The organism is Flavobacterium sp. ENC (genome assembly GCF_020991415.1).
Taxonomy (GTDB): Bacteria; Bacteroidota; Bacteroidia; order Flavobacteriales; family Flavobacteriaceae; genus Flavobacterium.
Window position 1 is genome coordinate 1 of the sequence record NZ_JAJMOY010000017.1, and the last position, 21,853, is coordinate 21,853.

The 21,853-nt window shown below is 39.9% G+C and carries 3 protein-coding genes; all 3 read left to right on the forward strand.

The annotated features are described in order from the left end of the window. Positions 1–162 precede the first annotated feature (162 nt). Positions 163–11,451 (forward strand): non-ribosomal peptide synthetase, encoded by an 11,289-nt coding sequence (locus LPB89_RS21765; RefSeq protein ID WP_230703715.1) that lies wholly within the window; start codon positions 163–165, stop codon positions 11,449–11,451. Positions 11,452–11,499: 48 nt separating this feature from the next. After that, positions 11,500–12,177 carry a hypothetical protein gene (locus tag LPB89_RS21770; RefSeq protein WP_230703716.1) on the forward strand — a complete coding sequence of 226 codons (678 nt, stop codon included), beginning with the start codon at positions 11,500–11,502 and terminating at the stop codon, positions 12,175–12,177. A gap of 37 nt (positions 12,178–12,214) precedes the next feature. Continuing rightward, a partial coding sequence (locus LPB89_RS21775; protein WP_230703717.1) for a non-ribosomal peptide synthetase occupies positions 12,215–21,853 on the forward strand: 9,639 nt, incomplete at its 3' end.

A 21,853-nucleotide genomic window follows, 5' to 3' on the forward strand; every position in this document is an offset into this window, starting at 1 on the left:
CATATCCAGAATCAAAAAAGAATTTGGGGTTAAACTGGAATTAAAAGAATTATTCATTGCGCCGGTACTGGAAGATGTCGCTTCCAAAATAGCCATCATACAATGGGCAAAAAAATCAGAAACTTCAGGAGCTATTATCATTAAAAAAGATACCATAACATTATGAATGTATATACATTTTTAGAAGAACTAAAATCTAAAGAGGTTCAATTAAATCTCAAAAATGGAAAGTTAGAAGTGCAGGCTCCTGAAGGGGTACTGACGTCTGATCTTGTGGAACGCTTAAAAGAATCCAAAGAGGACATTGTTGCTTTATTGCAACATACAGGAATGGAAGAAAATGTATCTGAAATTCCGGTTGCAGCAAAAAAAGACTATTATCCGGTATCTTTTTCTCAAAACAGGTTATGGGTTTTAGATCAGTTTGACCAGGTGGCAACCGTTTTTAATATGGCCATGCAATACAGACTGAATGGTGCCATCAACGAAAAACTATTTGCAGAGGCATTTCAAATTTTAGTCGCACGACATGAAATTCTAAGAACCCGTTTTGCCGCTAAAAACGGCCAGCCATACCAGTATCTGTTAGAAAATGCAGCAGAAGGAATTTCTTTTGAAAACCTGGATTATTCCCACAGTGAAAACTCCAATCAGTTGGCACAAAATAAAGCCACAGCAATAGCGGAAACCAAATTTGATTTATACCATGATCCGTTATTAAAAGTGGCACTTATAAAAGTGGCAGAGGAGCAGTATTTCCTGTCCCTATGCATCCACCATATTATTTCTGACGAATGGTCGATGAATATTCTGGTAAGGGATGTACTTGCCATTTACAGCGGACTAAAAAATGGTAAAAATGCTGTTCTCGAACCGTTGAGAATACAGTTCAGGGATTACGCCAGCTGGGAATTAGAAAATATTACAAAGGAAAAGGCAAGCAAAGAATACTGGTTAAAAAAGCTGGACGGAACACTTCCGGTTTTAGAACTGGTTTCGGATCACATTCGTCCTGTACTGCAAACCTATAACGGTAGTGAAGTTGCCGTGCAAATTTCAAAAGAAAACAGTCAAAAATTCTACGAATTACTGGAAAAAAACGGAACGACCCTATTCATGGGAGCCATGTCTTTGATATATACTTTATTGTACCGATATACCGGTACTAATGATATTATTGTAGGAGCTCCGGTCTCGGGACGTAAACATGCAGATTTAGAAAATCAGATTGGTTTTTATATCAATACACTGGCTTTACGACAAAATATTGAAGGCAGTTCAGATTTTACGGCACTATTGCAGGATGTTAAAAGCAATATTCTCGAAGGCTATCAGCATCAGTCCTATCCGTTTGATTTACTGGTTGATGAATTAACCGTACAAAGAGATCCGTCACGGTCACCATTATTTGATGTGATGGTGGTTGTGGAAGATGAAGGAAAAGAAAACTTAACCAAATTTGAAGGTATCACGATTGAAGAAGTAGCTTTAGAAAAAAAACGAAGCAAATACGATCTTACGTTTTGGTTTAAGGAAGGGGTTTCGGGTGAAATTACCATTCATATTGAATACAATACCGATATTTATACTGAGGATCGCATGATGCGATTAGCGGTTCATTTAGAAAAGTTAGTGGACAGTATTATTACAAATGCTGCCACTCCCTTAGATAAATTACTGCTCCTAAAAGCGGAAGAACAAAAGATAATACTGGAAGACTATCAGGGAAAAATAGTACCACAAACTGCGGATGCAACCCTGATTTCACTTTTTGAAGCACAGGCAGACCAGCAGGGAAATGCCTTAGCTGTGAAATATGAAAACAACACGCTTAGTTATCAAGAATTAGAAGCCCGTTCCAATCAATTGGCACATTATTTACAAACCCATCATCAGATTGGCAAAGGAAGTATTGTCGGTGTGATGCAGGACAGGAATGAGTATTTACTGATAAGTATTTTAGGGATACTGAAAGCAGGCGGCGCCTATTTACCAATAGACCCCAACAATCCGGCAGATCGTGTAGCCTACATGTTAGAAGATGGAAATGTATCCCTGTTACTAACAGATACAGCGGTTTCGGACTATGCAGTGACCACTCAAAATAGTATAGCATTACAGGAAGAATTAGAAAATTATCCCGACACACGATTGGATATTGCAGTAAACGGAGAAGATCTGGCCTATATCATTTATACTTCAGGTTCTACCGGAAGACCAAAGGGAGTGATGATCAGACATAGTTCGGTGGTTAATTTACTGGAGTCGGTTGCCCCTGTCTTTGATTTTTCAAACAAAGATAAAGTACTGGCCACGGCAACTTTTACGTTTGATATTTCTGTTTTTGATTTTTTCATGCCCTTATGCACTGGCGGTGCGCTAATTATCGCTACGGCTAATGTAATTACCGATCCATTGTTGTTAACAACAATGATTGAGGAAAATGGCATTACCCTCATGCAGGCGACTCCAAGTGTCTGGAATGTGCTTTTAGAAGCGGGCTGGAAAGCAGCCAATCCCTTAAAGAAAATAAGTACCGGAGAATTTTTGCCAGTTTCATTAGGAGCCCGTTTATTAGAAATTCCCGGACCCCTTTACAATATGTATGGCCCGACGGAAACAACGATCTGGTCCACATTTCAGCAGATTAAAGAGGTAAAAGATTTATATTCAATAGGAAAACCAATCTGCAATACCACCATCTACATCCTGGATCAACATGGACAAGTAGTGCCTCAGGGAATAATTGGCAACCTTTTTATTGGCGGCAAAGGAGTGGCAAAGGGATATACAGATGCTGAACTAACAACTAAAAAGTTTGTAAAAAATCCGCTAAATGATAACGAAATCATTTATGATACAGGCGATTTATGCCAGTGGGATTTCAATGGGAATCTGGTCTATCTTGGAAGAAGTGACAATCAGATTAAACTTAGAGGGTATCGTATTGAATTAGGAGAAATAGAATCGCTATTACAACTGGATACACAAGTAAATCAGGCTGTTGTAATCGTAAAAGGAGACTTTCTTTTAGCCTATGTGACAGGAAAGGAAAAAATTGACAGAGAAAATTTAAGAACAGTGCTTCAAAGCAGGTTACCGGGCTATATGGTACCTGCTCATATAATACAATTAGAAGTGTTTCCTTTAACTTCCAGTGGCAAGATTGACAAATCAGCCTTGCCGTTTCCAAAAGAATTATCAGCCAAAACCTATAGCGCACCGGAAACAAAAACGGAAGAATTATTAGCAGAAATCTGGTCAGAATTATTACTAGCTACACAAGTAGGGAGAGAGGACAACTTCTTTGAATTAGGCGGAAATTCCCTGAAAGCAATTCAGTTAATCACAAGATTAAGAAATGATGCGGCGCTAAAAATAAGCATAGAAGCTATTTTTAGAAATCCGGTACTGGGAGATCTGGCAAAAGAGATTAAAACAATAACGATAAAAGAAGCCGTAATACTGCCAAAAACAGCCGTACAGGAGGATTATGAATTGTCTAAAGCGCAGCGCGGAACGTGGTTACAGGTGCAAAGGCAGCCAAAATCGCCGATGTTTACTATTTTCAATAGTTATCAATTAAAAGGAGCCTTAAACCGTAAAGCACTGGAGGAATCTTTTACCCAATTAATAAACCGCCATGAAAGCCTGCGAACCCTTTTTATTTTAAAAGGAGTAGAGCCGCGCCAGAAGATTGTATCTGCAGGGGACTATAATTTTTCGATTGAATATAAAGAAGCAAAAGACAGCAATTCCGTACTGGAGGAATTCACGAATCATATTTTTGATTTAAGCGAAGGGCCGCTTTTTAAAGTGACAGTTTTACAAAACAGTCTCCACAATCAGGAATTATTTTTCTCTATACATCATATTATTTCTGATGAATGGTCGATACAGATTTTAGTCCGTGATTTAATAAATTATTACAATGCATGGGTACTGGGCGAAGAAGTTTCAGTTCTACCACTCCCTATTCAGTATAAAGATTATGCAGCCTGGCAATCTGCAGCTTTAGGCAGTGCGGCATTTGAATTATCCCGCAGGTATTGGAAAAATCATTTAGCCGATGCACCAAGAATAGAACTGGCCTCAGATCGTCCGCGTCCGGAAGTAATGAGCAATAAAGGATCCCAATACAATTTCTCCTTTTCTACAGCAGCAAGCGCAGCATTACAAGCTCTTTGCGCTGAATCGGGCTGTACGTTGTTTATGGGTGTTAGTGCCATAGTCTATGCATTGTTATACCGCTACACAGGACAATCTGATATCACATTGGGAACACCGGTGGCAGGGCGAAATCATTCCGAGTTAGAAAATCAGATCGGTCTGTATATAAACACCTTAGCACTAAGAGCACAATTTAAAGGCGATGATACTTTTAAAGATTTATTAGCTGCTGTAAAAGAAATCAGTATTTCCGGTTTCAGTCATCAAAGCTATCCGTTTGATGTTTTAGTAGAAGATCTAGACAGTTCGTTACACAAAAATCGCGCTCCGTTATTTGATGTAGTCGTTATTTTGCAGAATGTAGCGTTACAGTTCATGAAATCGCTGAAGATGGAAGGAATTGAAATTGATGGAAAAGATATTGACCTGAAAGTAAGCAAAAGTGACCTGCGATTTGAATTTATTGAACGCGAAGATTATATAGAATGCAGTATTGAATACAATACAGATTTATACGATGAAGACCGTATCGAACGCATGACTCTTCATATGGAAAATCTTTTGACAGCAGTTGGTGAAAACCCATATCAGCTGTTAAAAGAAATAGAATATTTAGAAGAGACGGATGCGGTAACTTCACAATGGTTTGAAAAGCCTGTACAAAAAACAGCTCCATCATACCTTCACAAAAGTTTCGAAGAAATTGTAACTACATATCCGGAGCATACCGCAATAACAGAGACTAATGGCCTTACGACTTATGCTTCACTGAATTCATTTGCGAACCAGTTAAGTGGTTTGTTACTGGCTACAGGTTTGTCTTCTGACGATTCGGTTGGGGTATTATTACCAAGCGGAAAAGAACTAGTGGGAAGCTTATTGTCATGTTTGAAGACCGGGATTACCTATGTGCCTTTATCGAATAGTTTTTCAAAGGCACGTTTGCAGCAGGCCGTTTCAGAAACGGGGATGAAAGTTTTAATTACGGATGATGCCTCGTGGTCAGCCTTTCAAAATCAGGATATTGATGATGAATTTACGCATGTTTTAGTTTTTAAAGCATCAGGTTCTTCTCTTTTAGGAGATTTAGGACTTGGAAATTCAGACTTGATTGCACTGGAACAGACCAGTTTAGAAATATACAAAGCAAGCTCAGCAGGAGAATATCTGCTAACGGATTATAGTTTAGCAAATTACAGTGAAGAAAATGTTGCCATTGATTATCCAATTGATAACAGCAGTTATATTTTCTACAGTTCGGGTACCACCGGAAAGTCGAAAGCAATCGTAGGGAATCAGGAAAGTATTGCGCACTATATCAACTGGCATAAAAATACCTTCGGATTCAATACCGAAAGCCGGGTAAGCCAGATTGCATCAGTGACTTTTGATGCCAGTTTAAAAGACATCTTAACAAGTTTAATTTCAGGAAGCTGTCTGTGCATTCCGGCTGCGAAAACGCGTGAGAATATGGTATTGCTGGGCCAATGGTTTTCAGCAGAAAAGGTAACCATTTTACAAACGGTTCCTTCTTTATTCAGATTATTAACGAACAGCCTTGTAGAACATAATATTCATTTAAATAATATAAAAGAAGTTGTACTGGCAGGAGAAAAATTATACGGACGTGATGTGGCCTTATGGCGTTCGCTGTCCGGGCATACAGCCCGTATGAGCAACTTATACGGACTAACCGAAACGACAGTATTGAAAAGCTGTTACCACATTCCAAACGAAGATTTAGATCCCGGTACCGTTTTACCGGTCGGACAGGCCATTTCCAACAGTATGATCGCAGTGATCAACGACAGTGGACTGAGCATGTGGGGAGAAATCGGAGAAGTATATATCAAAAGCCCGTACATCAGTAAAGGTTATTTGGATCAGGAACTTACTGAAAAGTTATTGGTACAGAATCCACTGGTTGCCGATCGTGAAGACCTGGTGTGCAGAACGGGTGACTTAGGCCGTTATGACAATGATGGAAACTTAGAGATACTGGGAAGAATTGACGATCAGATCAAACTTCATGGCGTACGTGTCGAACTCGATGGTATTCGCAGTTCGTTGTTAAACTTAGAAGGAGTGGGGCAGGTAGAATTGGTATTACACACCGATGCGACGACAGATTCATTGCTGTGTTATTACAGTGGAACAGAATACGGTTCCGGCGAATTGCGTCTGCTTTTATCGGCACAATTAGACCGCAGCAGTATTCCGGATTACTTTATTTATGTAGCGGAATTTCCGTTGACCTTAAACGGCAAAGTAGACAAACGTGCGCTGCCAAAACCATCAGAATTATTGCGTGGAAGTAACTACGAAGCACCAAATGGCGCAGTTGAAACTTCACTAAGTGCTATCTGGGCCGAATTGCTAAATATTCCGCAAAGCAGTATCGGAAGAAATAATTCGTTTTTTGATTTAGGGGGATCGTCTTTAAAAGCAATGCAGTTAATTACACATGTTTATAAAAAGCATGATATACAATTGAGTATTGGGGATGTTTTCAACTACTCAGAACTAAAAGCGCAGGCAGCTCTCGTATCCAATTCCAAAAATAAAACGGTATACCATGCCATCCCGAAAATCGCTGCACAACCTGATTATACACTTTCTCATGCACAGCGTCGTATGTGGCTTATTGAGCAGCAAAAAGGGGAGAGTTCTTCTTTTAATGGTGTAAATGTCTATCGTTTAGAAGGAAATTTAGACGTAGAGGCTTTAACCCAATCATTCAAAAGATTAGTAGAGCGTCATGAGAGCCTTAGAACAATCTTTATTTTAAAAGACGGAGAACCGCGTCAAAAAATAGTAGAAGCCCATGAAGTTGTGGTCCAAATTGAAACCATTGATATCAGTGCAGCTCCCGAAGGCAGAAGTATATTCATAGAAAAATTGCGTCACAAACCTTTTGATCTTAGCCAATGGCCATTATTCAGAATAAAATTACTCTCTTACGGAGCAAACACCTACGATTTGGTCTTTGTCGATCATCATATTATTTCAGATGAATGGTCGATGCAGATTTTAGTACGTGATTTGGTAACCTGTTACAATGGATTGATCAGAAATGAATCCGTTTCATTAACAGCATTGCCAATTCAGTACAAAGATTATGCTGCCTGGCAATCTTCAATGGTAAAAAGTACTGAATTTGAAGCTTCAGGAAAGTATTGGAAAAAACATTTAGCAGATGCACCAAGAATAGAACTCGCCTCAGATCGTCCGCGTCCTGCAGTAATTAGCGATAAAGGAGCACAACACCATTTTAAATTCGATGCAGAAGCAAGTGAACGATTAAAAGCACTGTGTTCTGAATCAGGATGTACCTTATTTATGGGGCTTAGTGCATTAGTTTATGCCTTGCTATACCGTTACACCGGACAATCGGATATTACCCTGGGAACACCGGTAGCGGGCAGGAATCATGCCGATTTGGAGAATCAAATCGGTTTGTATATCAATGCTTTGGCACTGCGTGCGCAATTCAGAGGCGATGATAGTTTCAACGAATTACTGGCTCATGTAAAACAGGTATGTTTGGATGGATTTAGTCACCAGGCCTATCCTTTTGATGTATTAGTAGAAGATTTGTGGAACAATATTGGTCAAAACAACGCGTCTTTATTTGATGTCGTAATCATTTTGCAAAATGTAGACCTGCAATTGATGGACACCTTACAGATGGAAGGTCTGGAAGTGGCCTCTGTCAACGAAGAGTTAGAAATCAGTAAAGGCAATTTACGTTTTCAGTTTGTAGAACAAGAAGGTTGTATCGAATGTGGTATTGAATACAATACCGATTTATATGATGCCGATCGAATAGTTCGTATGCAGCATCATATCGAAAATTTATTAGAAGAAATTTTAAATACGCCTAAAACCTCGATGAAGGATTTAACCTATTTAGGCGAAGAAGAATTGTCTTCAAATGGCTGGTTTGAAAAGCCTGTACAAAAAACACCTCCATCATACCTTCACAAAAGTTTCGAGGAGATTGTAACTACATATCCGGAGCATACCGCAATAACAGAGGCTAATGGCATTACGACTTATGCTTCACTGAATTCATTTGCGAACCAGTTAGGCGGTTTGTTACTGGCTACAGGTTTGTCTTCTGATGATTCAGTTGGGGTATTATTACCAAGCGGAAAAGAACTTGTCGGAAGTTTATTGTCATGTTTGAAAACGGGGATTACCTATGTGCCTTTATCGAATAGTTTTTCAAAGGCACGTTTGCAGCAGGCCGTTTCAGAAACAGGGATGAAAGTTTTAATTACGGATGATGCCTCGTGGTCAGCCTTTCAAAATCAGGATATTAATGATGAATTTACGCATGTTTTAGTTTTTAAAGCATCAGGTTCTTCTCTTTTAGGAGATTTGGGACTTGGAAATTCAGACTTGATTGCACTGGAACAAACCAGTTTAGAAATATACAAAACAAGCTCAACAGGAGAATATCTGCTAACTGATTATAATTTAAATAGTTATAGTCAGGAGAACATCGCTATTGATTATCCAATTGATAACAGCAGTTATATTTTCTACAGTTCGGGTACCACCGGAAAGTCGAAAGCAATCGTAGGGAATCAGGAAAGTATTGCGCACTATATGAACTGGCACAAAAACACTTTTGGATTCAATACCGAAAGCCGGGTAAGCCAGATTGCATCAGTGACTTTTGATGCCAGTTTAAAAGACATTCTAACGAGTTTAATTTCAGGAAGCTGTCTGTGTATTCCGGCTGCGAAAACCCGTGAGAATATGGTATTGCTGGGCCAATGGCTTTCAGCAGAAAAGGTAACCATTTTACAAACGGTTCCTTCTTTATTCAGATTATTAACGAACAGCCTGACAGAACAGAATCTTTCTTTAAAAGACATCAAAGAAGTTGTTCTGGCAGGAGAAAAATTATATGGACGTGATGTTGCCTTATGGCGTTCAATTTCGGGACACTCGGCCCGTATGAGCAATTTATACGGACTAACCGAAACGACAGTATTGAAAAGCTGTTACCACATTCCAAACGAAGATTTAGATCCCGGTACCGTTTTACCGGTGGGACAGGCCATTGCTAACAGTATGATCGCAGTGATCAACGATAGTGGACTGAGCATGTGGGGAGAAATCGGAGAAGTATACATCAAAAGCCCGTACATCAGTAAAGGTTATTTGGATCAGGAACTTACTGAAAAGTTATTGGTACAGAATCCACTGGTTGCCGATCGTGAAGACCTGGTGTGCAGAACAGGCGACTTAGGCCGTTATGACAATGATGGAAACTTAGAGATCCTGGGAAGAATTGACGATCAGATCAAACTTCATGGCGTGCGTGTCGAACTCGATGGTATTCGCAGTTCGTTACTAAACTTAGAAGGAGTAGGACAGGTAGAATTGGTATTACACACCGATGCCACGACAGATTCGTTGCTTTGTTATTACAGCGGAACAGAATATGGTTCCGGCGAATTGCGTCTGCTTTTATCGGCACAATTAGACCGCAGCAGTATTCCGGATTACTTTATTTATGTGGCTGAATTTCCGTTGACCTTAAACGGCAAAGTAGACAAACGTGCGCTGCCAAAACCATCAGAATTATTGCGAGCAGGTAACTACGAAGCTCCAAATGGCGCAGTTGAAACTTCACTAAGTGCTATCTGGGCAGAATTGCTAAATATTCCGCAAAGCAGTATCGGAAGAAAAGACTCCTTTTTTGATTTAGGAGGTTCTTCTCTAAAAGCAATTCAGCTGATCTCAAGGGTTTATAAAAATCACGAAGTGCAGTTGAGCATTGGGGAAATTTTCAACCATCCCGATTTAAAAGGACAAGCCGCATTAATAGCCGCATCAAAAGGAGATGTCGTTTACAGTTCGATTGAAAAGGTGGCGGATCAGGAAGATTATGCCTTATCCCATGCGCAGCGTCGTACATGGCTTATCGAACAGCAGATAGAAGGAATTTCACCATTCAACGGTTCTGAAGTATATCGTTTAAAAGGAAATTTAGACCTACAGGCCCTAACACAGTCCTTTACGGCATTAATCGAACGTCACGAAAGTCTTCGAACGATATTTATTTTAAAAGAAGGCGAACCGCGTCAGAAAATACTAAAAAGCAGCGATGTTGTGGTTCATATCGAAATCATTGACATTAGTGCAGCTCCGGAAAAGAGAAGCACATTAGTGGAACAATTGAGAAATAAACGGTTTGATCTCAGCCAATGGCCGTTATTCCGAATAAAATTATTCTCTTATAATACAAATGAATACGATTTGGTTTTTGCAGACCATCATATCATTTCAGATGAGTGGTCAATGCAGGTCTTAGTGCGTGATTTGGTACGTTTTTATAATGGATTCATACGCGGAGAAGAATTTTCTTTAGAAGAATTGCCTATCCAGTACAAGGATTATGCTGCCTGGCAAACGCGCGACATCGGAAGTGCTGAATTTGAAGCGTCTGGCCACTACTGGAAAACGCATTTACTGGAAGCGCCAAGGATAGAACTGGCTTCCGATCGCCCGCGGCCGCTAACAATGACTCATCAGGGAGCACAGCATCATTTTTCATTTTCTGCAGCAGCAAGCGCAGGCTTAAAAACAATATGCAATGAATCGGGATGTACCTTATTTATGGGGGTTACCGCTTTAGTTTATGCCTTATTATACCGTTACACAGGGCAGTCGGATATTACTTTGGGAACACCGGTAGCGGGAAGAAATCATGCTGATCTGGAGAATCAGATCGGTTTGTACCTGAATACCCTGGCATTACGGGCAAAATTTAGCGGGGATGATAATTTCAGCGAATTATTAGCCCACGTAAAAGAAATAAGCCTTGCAGGATTTCATCATCAAAACTATCCATTTGACTTATTGGTAGAAGAGTTAGGCGCCGACGTCAGTAAAAACCGTTCACCTTTATTTGATGTCGTAATTATTCTGCAAAACATAGACCTGCAACTGATGGAATCTCTGGAAATGGAAGGCCTGGAGGTAACGGCTGCCAGCGAAGAACTAAAAATCAGTAAAGGGGATTTACGTTTTCAGTTTATCGACCGCGAAGATCATATTGAAGGAAATATTGAATACAATACCGATCTGTACGATGAGGATCGTATTGCCCGTATGGTAACCGATATCAACAATCTGGTCAATGACATTCTTAAAAAACAAACGGTTAAGATTAGAAAATTAAGTTTCCTGTCGGAAATACAAACAGAAAAAATAGCAGCTAAACGCGCCAGTTTTGCAGATGATTTATTAGAAGACTATTAAGAAAAGATAACCAACCACTATTTACAAAACAACCATCACATAAAAAATATGAAAAAAGATAGTATAGAAAAAAGTTACGAAATAGAATGGCCTGGATGGTCATTAGACCACAATAACTTCGGAGAAGACTTTGATGCTGAAGCCAGAATCAGAATGATAGAAACAGGGCGAAAGTTACTCCCTTATGTACTGGAATATGCCACCCATTCCTCAAAACAATACCTAGAGATAGGTCCTTTTTTTACCCCTTTATTGTTTTCTGACGAAGCCATTAATGTGCTGCCAAAAGAGCGAAAGGTCTGTTTTTTAGAAAATGACCAGAATGTAATCAGTTGGTTAACAGAAAAATTTGATTGTAATGTTTTGAATCTTGATATTAACGCGACAACGTTTCCCGAGGATTTAAAACAAAACATGATCACGCAGTTTGGAGTACATGAAAACTTTTATGATGTGATTACCATCTCTCAAATTGTGAATTATATCGACTACAAATTATTGCTGCAAAATATTTATGCTGCTTTGAAAACAGGAGGCCATGTTTTTATAAACAACGTAATTGATTATGGTATTCCGGTACTGTTTTCAGAAAAAAGGCCCAAATCCAATCAGGAAATAATAAATACGGCAATCGCTTTAGGATACAAAGTAATACTGCAGGAAGAGCTTTCAAAAACTTTTAATGAAGAACCTCATCAGCGATTAATTCTGATTCTTACCAAATAAAAGAAAACGCTTAAAGTCTACAATAAAAATCAAATCAATGATTAAAAAATATATTCACAAAAGTTTCGAGGATATCGTATCCTCCTATCCGGATCATACGGCATTAGTAGAGTCTAATGGCAGCACGAGTTATATAGTATTAAATTCATTTGCGAATCAGTTAAGTGGTTTGTTACTGGATACAGGTCTGTCCGCTGCTGATTCAGTTGGGGTATTATTGCCAGCTGGAAAAGAACTGGTGGGAAGTTTACTCGCCTGTTTTAAAACGGGGATTACCTATGTGCCTTTATCGAATAGTTTTTCGCAGGCACGTTTGCAGCAGGCCGTTTCAGAAACCGCGATGAAAGTTTTAATTACGGATGATGCCTCGTGGTCAGCCTTTCAAAATCAGGAGATTGATCATGAATTTACCCATGTTTTGGTTTTTAAAGCATCCGGTTCTTCTCTTCTAGGAGATCTGGGACTTGGTAATTCTGATTTGATTGCACTGGAACAGACCAGTTTAGCTGTATATAAAGCAAGTGCTGAAGGAAAATATCTGTCAACGGATTATAATCTAAATAGTTACAGTGAAGAAAATAGTGCCGTGGATTATCCGGTTAACAACAGCAGTTATATTTTCTACAGTTCGGGTACCACCGGAAAATCGAAAGCAATCGTGGGGAATCAGGAAAGTATCGCGCACTATATTAACTGGCACAAAAACACTTTCGCATTTAACACCGAAAGCCGGGTAAGCCAGATTGCTTCAGTCACTTTTGATGCCAGTTTAAAAGATATTCTAACGAGTCTGATTTCAGGAAGCTGTCTGTACATTCCGGCTGCGAAAACGCGTGAAAATATGGTATTGTTAGGCGAATGGCTTTCAGCAGAAAAAATCACCATTGTACAGACGGTTCCTTCTTTATTCAGATTATTAACGAACAGTCTTGTGGAACAGAATCTTTCGTTAAAGGATATTAAAGAAGTTGTTTTAGCAGGGGAAAAATTATACGGACGTGATGTTGCCTTATGGCGTTCGCTGTCCGGGCATACAGCCCGTATGAGCAACTTATACGGACTGACCGAAACGACAGTGTTGAAAAGCTGTTACCACATTCCGTTCAGTGACGTAGATGCTGGTACAGTTTTACCTGTGGGGCAGGCAATTAGTAATACATTGATTGCTGTTATTAACGAAAAAGGGATCTGTAACCGGGGAGAAATCGGAGAAGTGTATATCAAAAGCCCGTATGTAAGTAAAGGCTATTTGAATCAGGAACTTACGGCAGCGTTATTTGTACAGAATCCACTGGTTACCGATCGTGAAGACCTGGTCTGCAGAACGGGTGATCTTGGCCGCTACGACATCGATGGAAACTTAGAAATTCTGGGAAGAATTGACGATCAGATTAAACTTCACGGCGTACGAATAGAACTCGATGGTATTCGCAATTCTTTGTTAAACCTTGAAGGAGTGGGGCAGGTAGAATTAATGCTTCATACTGATCCTGCAGCAGATTCATTGCTGTGTTATTATAGCGGAACGGAATACGGTCCGGGTGAATTGCGTCTGCTTCTATCGGCAACAGTAGACCGCAGCAGTATTCCGGATTACTTCATTTATATGGAAGAATTTCCGTTGACCCTAAACGGAAAAGTAGACAAACGTGCCTTGCCAAAACCTTCAGAGTTATTGCGTGGCAGCAACTACGAAGCACCAGCCGGAACAATTGAAACGTCCTTAAGTGCTATCTGGGCAGAATTGCTGAGCGTTCCGCAAAGCAGTATTGGAAGAAACGATTCATTTTTTGATCTGGGAGGATCTTCTTTAAAAGCGATTCAGTTAATCTCCCGTGTATATAAGCAACACGAAGTACAGCTAAACATTGGAGAAATTTTCAACCATTCCGCATTAAAAGCACAGGCATTACTGATAGCGGAATCAAAAGGGAATACCTACACTGCTATTGAAAAGATAGCAGAACAGGAGGATTATGCCCTATCGCATGCACAGCGTCGTACATGGCTTATTGAGCAGCAGATAGAAGGCGTTTCTCCTTTCAACGGTTCAGAGGTATATCGTTTAAAAGGGAGTTTGGATGTAAAGGCTCTAACAGCGTCATTTACGCAACTAATAGCACGTCATGAAAGTTTACGAACGATTTTTATTTTAAAAGACGGGGAACCACGCCAAAAAATACTAAATAGCAGTGATGTTGTGGTCAACATAGAAACCATTGATATTAGTGCAGCTCCGGAACGCAAACAACAATTACTGGAAGAGTTGCAAAACGAACGTTTTGATCTTAGCAACTGGCCATTGTTCAGAATAAAATTATTTTCATACGGAAGTGACCTCTACGATTTGGTCTTTGCAGACCATCATATTATTTCCGATGAATGGTCGATGCAGATTTTAGTACGTGATTTGGTAACTTATTACAATGGATTGATCAGAAATGAATCTGTTTCATTAACAGCATTGCCAATTCAGTACAAAGATTATGCTGCGTGGCAGTCTTCAATGGTAAAGGGCACTGAATTTGAAGCTTCAGGAACGTACTGGAAAAACCATCTGGCAGATGCACCAAGAATAGAACTGGCCTCAGATCGTCCGCGTCCGGAGATCATGAGCCATCGTGGCGCACAACATCATTTTTCATTCTCTGCTGCAGCAAGTTCAGGATTGAAAGCATTGTGTTCAGAAGCAGGATGTACCCTTTTTATGGGGGTTAGTTCGCTCGTATACGCTTTATTATACCGCTACACCGGACAATCTAATATTACCCTGGGAACACCGGTAGCCGGAAGAGATCATGCTGATTTGGAGAATCAAATAGGATTGTATCTAAATACGCTGGCATTACGCGCTGAATTTCACGGAGAAGATAATTTCAGAACATTATTAGCCCATGTTAAACAAATAAGTATAGCAGGGTTCAATCATCAAAGTTATCCATTTGACTTATTAGTAGAACAATTAGACAGCAATGTGGCTAAAAATCGCTCTCCCTTGTTTGATGTTGTAGTCATTCTTCAAAATGTTGATTTGCAACTGATGGAATCTTTAGCCATGGAAGGCTTGGAAGTAGTATCGGCTAACGAAGAATTAAAAATCAGTAAAGGTGATTTGCGTTTTCAGTTTATCGATCGCGACGATCATTTGGAAGTAAGTATCGAATACAGTACAGATTTATACGATAGTGATCGTATCACGCGTATGATGAATCATCTGGATAAACTGCTTCAGGAAGTGGTAGCAGCACCGGAATCGGCTATGAAGTATCTAACCTATTTAGGGGAAGACGAATTGTCATCGGCAGATTGGTTTGAAAAACCTGTACAAAAAACACCTCCATCATACCTTCACAAAAGTTTCGAGGAGATTGTAACTACATATCCGGAGCATACCGCAATAACAGAGGCTAATGGCATTACGACGTATGCGTCCTTAAATACATTTGCGAACCAGTTAAGCGGTTTATTACTGGCGACAGGTTTGTCTGCTGATGATTCGGTTGGGGTATTATTACCAAGCGGAAAAGAACTTGTCGGAAGTTTATTGTCATGTTTGAAGACCGGGATTACCTATGTGCCGCTATCGAATAGTTTTTCGCAGGCACGTTTGCAGCAGGCCGTTTCAGAAACGGGGATGAAAGTTTTAATTACGGATGATGCCTCGTGGTCAGCCTTTCAAAATCAGGATATTGATGATGAATTTACGCATGTTTTAGTTTTTAAAGCATCAGGTTCTTCTCTTCTAGGAGATTTGGGACTTGGAAATTCAGACTTGATTGCACTGGAACAGACCAGTTTAGAAATATACAAAGCAAGCTCAGCAGGAGAATATCTGATAACGGATTATAGTTTAGCAAATTACAGTGAAGAAAATGTTGGCGTTGATTATCCAATTGATAACAGCAGTTATATTTTCTACAGTTCGGGTACCACCGGCAAGTCGAAAGCGATTGTGGGGAATCAGGAAAGTATCGCGCACTATATCAACTGGCACAAAAATACCTTCGGATTTAACACCGAAAGCTGGGTAAGCCAGATTGCATCAGTGACTTTTGATGCGAGTTTAAAAGACATCTTAACAAGTTTAATTTCAGGAAGCTGTCTGTGTATTCCGGCTGCGAAAACGCGTGAGAATATGGTATTGCTGGGCCAATGGCTTTCAGCAGAAAAGGTAACCATTTTACAAACGGTTCCTTCTTTATTCAGATTATTAACGAACAGCCTGACGGAACAGAATCTTTCTTTAAAAGACATCAAAGAAGTTGTACTGGCAGGAGAAAAATTATATGGACGTGATGTGGCCTTATGGCGTTCGCTTTCGGGACATACAGCCCGTATGAGCAACTTATACGGACTAACCGAAACGACAGTATTAAAAAGCTGTTACCACATTCCAAACGAAGATTTAGATCCAGGTACCGTTTTACCGGTCGGACAGGCCATTTCCAACAGTATGATCGCAGTGATCAACGATAGTGGACTGAGCATGTGGGGAGAAATCGGAGAAGTATACATCAAAAGCCCGTACCTCAGTAAAGGTTATTTAGATCAGGAACTTACTGAAAAGTTATTGGTACAGAATCCACTGGTTGCCGATCGTGAAGACCTGGTGTGCAGAACAGGCGATTTAGGCCGTTATGACAATGATGGAAACTTAGAGATCCTGGGAAGAATTGACGATCAGATCAAACTTCATGGCGTACGTGTCGAACTCGATGGTATTCGCAGTTCGTTGTTAAACTTAGAAGGAGTGGGGCAGGTAGAATTGGTATTACACACCGATGCGACGACAGATTCGTTGCTTTGTTATTACAGTGGAACAGAATATGGTTCCGGCGAATTGCGTCTGCTTTTATCGGCACAATTAGACCGCAGCAGTATTCCGGATTACTTCATTTATCTGGAAGAATTTCCGTTGACCTTAAATGGCAAAGTAGACAAACGTGCGCTGCCAAAACCATCAGAATTATTGCGAGGCAGCAACTACGAAGCACCAACTGGCGCAGTTGAAACTTCACTAAGTGCTATCTGGGCAGAATTACTAAATATTCCGCAAAGCAGTATCGGAAGAAATAATTCGTTTTTTGATTTAGGAGGATCGTCTTTAAAAGCAATTCAGCTGATCTCAAGGGTTTATAAAAATCACGAAGTGCAGTTGAGCATTGGAGAGATTTTCAACCATTCGACATTAAAAGCACAGGCTTCCTTAATAGCCGCATCAAAAGGAAATGCCTACACTGCTATTGAAAAGATAGCAGAACAGGAAGATTATGCCTTGTCACACGGGCAGCGTCGTTTGTGGGTTTTAGATCAGTTGCAGGAAGATTTTACAGCCTATAGCCGTCCAATCAGTTATGATATACAGGGTAAATTAGACCTTACTGCTTTAACGGAGTCTTTTAGAAAATTAATCGAACGCCACGAGAGTTTACGAACCATCTTTATTGTAAAAGACGGTGAGCCACGTCAGTTGATACAAGCTGTGGAAACCATCCATTTTGAGATTCCCGTAACAGATGTATCGCACAGCGAAAACAAAGAAAACGCTATTGAAGAAGTTTTAACAGCAATGGCTGTTTCTCCTTTTGATTTATCAAAAGGACCTTTGTTTAAAGCAGTGTTATTAAAATTAGGAAACGACCAGTACCGGTTGTTATTTGCTATTCATCATATTATTTCTGATGAATGGTCGATGCAGGTTCTGGTACGTGATTTAATAAGTGCTTATAATACGATTGTTACTGCAGCAGAATCTTCTTTGGCAGCCTTACCAATTCAATACAAAGATTATGCGGCCTGGCAGTTACAGGAACTCTCAGCAGGAAAATTGGCAGATTCCCATAACTACTGGCTGACAAAATTAGGAGGAGAATTGCCTGTACTGGATTTGCCATCAGATTATGTGCGTCCGTCGGTGCAAACTTATAACGGGGCACAGACACATGTTGTTTTTTCAGAACAGACCAGCCAGGCTTTTAAACAATATATAAAAGAACAGGACAGTACACTGTTTATGGGGCTTGTTTCACTGATCAAAGTACTGTTGTACCGATACAGTGGACAGGAAGACATCATCGTAGGAACCCCAATTGCAGGAAGAGAACACTCCGATTTAGAGCATCAGATTGGGTTTTATATCAACAATCTGGCCTTACGAACCAAATTTGAAGGGAACGGCAGTTTTACAAATCTGTTGCAATTGGTCAAACAAACGTGTCTGGAAGGATATGACAATCAATCCTATCCCTTTGATTTACTGGTAGACGAACTGGAGCTTTCCAGAGACTTAAGCCGCTTTCCGCTATATGATGTAGTGGTTGTACTGGCAAACGATCAGTCCGTATCCGAAGAAATGGATGAAATGGAAGGTCTGTCAGTGTCTTCAGTGCGTGTAGAGGTAAACACCAGTTTATACGATCTTACCTTTTGGTTTAAGGAAGATACATCAGGACAAATCAGTGCTCATATTGAATACAATACCGATATTTATAGTGCTGAACGCATTAACCGGTTAGGCTTTCATTTGGGAAAATTACTGGATAGTATTGTCCGCGATAGTAGCCTTTCGTTAAATCAGTTGCCATTAATTGAAGCAGAAGAGCACACCGCTTTATTGGAAAAATACCAGGGAGAAACCGTTTCCCAGTCTTCATCGACTACGCTTATTTCACTTTTTGAAGCACAGGCCGGCGAACAAAAAGAGGCCTTAGCGTTAAGGTACGAAGCTGGCACACTGAGTTATCAGGAACTGGAGGAACGCTCGAACGCAGTAGCCCATTATTTGAAAACTCAGCATGCTATTGGTAAAGGAAGTATCGTGGGCATCATGCAGGACAGAAGTGAATTTCTGGTAATTAGTATTTTAGGAATTTTAAAAGCCGGAGGTGCTTATCTGCCCATAGATCCGGGCTACCCATCCGATCGTATTGCCTATATGTTAAGCGATGGAAAGGTATCCTTATTGCTTGGCGATACAACGATCACGGAATATCAAGTGACAAGCGTAAACAGTACAGATTTAAAAGAAATAGTAAAAAAACATCCAAAAACGCGATTGAATACAGTGTTAAGCGGAGAAGACCTGGCTTATGTAATCTACACCTCCGGTTCGACAGGAAGACCAAAAGGGGTGATGATTTCCCATAGCGCAGTGGTCAATTATTTAAATTGGGCCAATGAAAATTATTATAAAAACGAAGCAGACTATCCGGGTTGTTTATTCACATCATTATCCTTCGATTTAACCGTTACAAGTTTATGGAGCGGTTTGTTACGTGGTGATGTATTGGAAATTTTATCTTCCAAAGAAGACGATTTTGCCGCGTTGCAAAAAGTATTCAGCAGCAATTCCATCCGAACAGTAAAACTAACACCTTCGCACATACAGGTACTGGCAGGTTTAGATTTGAAAAGCACCAATATTGCCGTCGCAATTGTCGGAGGAGAACGTTTAACGGCGCATCATGTTTCTATACTAAAAGGATTAAATCCTTCGATGAAAATCTACAACGAATACGGTCCAACCGAAACAACCGTTGGCTGTAGTGTTGCATTGGTAACAGCAGAAAATGCAATTACAATTGGCCGTCCTGTCAGCAATACCTCATTATATGTTTTAGATTCCAACAATCAATTGGTGCCCATTGGTGTTCAGGGAGAATTATACATTGGAGGTGCAGGGGTATTCAAAGGTTATATCGGAAATGAAGCTTTAACTTCAGAACGTACCTTATCAAATCCGTTTGGGGAAGGAATGCTCTACAAAACAGGAGATACGGTAAGCTGGGATAACCAAGAAAATTTACGTTATCACGGAAGAAAAGACGATCAGGTAAAAATACAGGGACACCGTATTGAACTCGGCGAACTAAGTGCTATCATAGCAGAAAGCAGCCTACTGGCACAGTTTGAAGTACTGGTAGTTTCAGACGGAATACTTCCATCCTTAGTGGTGTACTACATTGGTTCAGAGGAAAAAGCAGGAGAGGTCAAAGCCTATCTGGGAGCCCGTTTGCCCTTGTATATGGTGCCACATTATTATGTAGGCATGGAAGAATTCCCATTAACGACCAATGGAAAATTAGACCAGTCAAAATTGCCTTCACCACAGGGAATTTCAGCAAAAACATACATTGCTCCCGAAACAGCAACAGAAAAACTGCTGGCAAAAATCTGGTCAGAATTAGTATTAGTGCAGCAAGTAGGGGCAGAAGACAATTTCTTTGAATTAGGCGGAAATTCACTTAAAGCCATACGATTGGTATCGATGGTTGCCAAAGAGCAGTCTGTAAAAATCGTACTGAAAGATATTTTTGCAACCAGCAGTCTGAGAGAATTAGCAAAACTAATCGACCAGCAGGAATCTGTCACACAGGCTGTCATAGAAAAGGTAGCAGATGCAGCTTACTACACTGCTTCTTATGCGCAAAAACGCATGTGGACCTTAAATCAGTTTACAGAAGCAAGAGTGGCCTATAATACCTCAATGTCTTATTGGTTTCATGGAAATTTAAGTATCGAAGTTTTAAATCAGGCATTTCTTGAATTGATAAACAGACATGAAATTCTGCGTACCGTATTCAAAATGATTGATGATGAAGTCAGACAGGTAGTACTGGACATTCATAATTTCTCAAAAGTAGTCGAATATATTGACCTGAGTGCTACTGAAAATGCCCGTGATCTGGTAAAAGAAAAACAACGTTTGATAATAGAAAGTCCATTAGACTTAGAAAATGGTCCGTTAATTAAAGCAAGTGTTTTTGAAGTTGCAGAAAACGAATACCTTTTTGTATTAGTAAACCATCATATTATTTCTGATGAATGGTCCGTTGAAATTTTAATTGACGAAATTAAATACATCTATAATAAAATAAGGACTGGAGAAAAATTAGGGCTTAAACCATTGCTAATTCAGTACAGAGATTATGCAGCCTGGGAAGCAAAAGAATTGGAAAATGATAAATTATTGCATCATAAGTCCTATTGGTTAAATGAATTGTCAGGAGAAATTACGCCGTTGGAATTACCGACAGATTATACAAGACCACCTGTAAAAACGTTTTCCGGAGCACATTACAATTATCAATTTGAAACCAATAGTGCCAAAAACTTTTCTAAATTAATTACAGGCAGCGGAAGTACGATGTTCATGGGCGTACTTTCAGTAGTAAAAATGCTTTTGTACCGCTACACCGGAACCGCAGACATCATTATCGGAACTCCGATATCCGGCAGGGTACATTCCGATTTAGAAAATCAGTTAGGGTTCTATCTGAACACTTTAGTACTCAGAGACGAATTATCTGGTGACATGAGCTACGAAGCTTTACTGGCACAGGTAAAAGAAACCTGTTTAAACGCTTACGAGCATCAATTGTATCCGTTTGACCTGTTGGTAGAAGAACTCGATGTTTCAAGAGATTTAAGTCATTCCCCGTTATTTGATGTCATGATTGTGTGGCAGGAGGGTAGTAAAGAATCTTCCGAAACATTAAATAGTATAGAAATTACAGGGGATTCCGAAGCATTCGTAAACAGTAAATTCGACATTACTTTTTATTTCAGCAAGCAAAACGATAATTTACAGCTAACAATTGAATACAACACTTCGTTATTCTCCGTTTCGCGAATTGCAAGAATGGCCTCGCACCTGGAAGAATTGTTAACATTAGTC

Coding starts and splice junctions, on each gene's coding strand:
- LPB89_RS21765 (WP_230703715.1), top strand. CDS start 163: ATGAATGTATATACATTTTTAGAAGAACTAAAATCTAAAGAGGTTCAA.
- LPB89_RS21770 (WP_230703716.1), top strand. CDS start 11,500: ATGAAAAAAGATAGTATAGAAAAAAGTTACGAAATAGAATGGCCTGGA.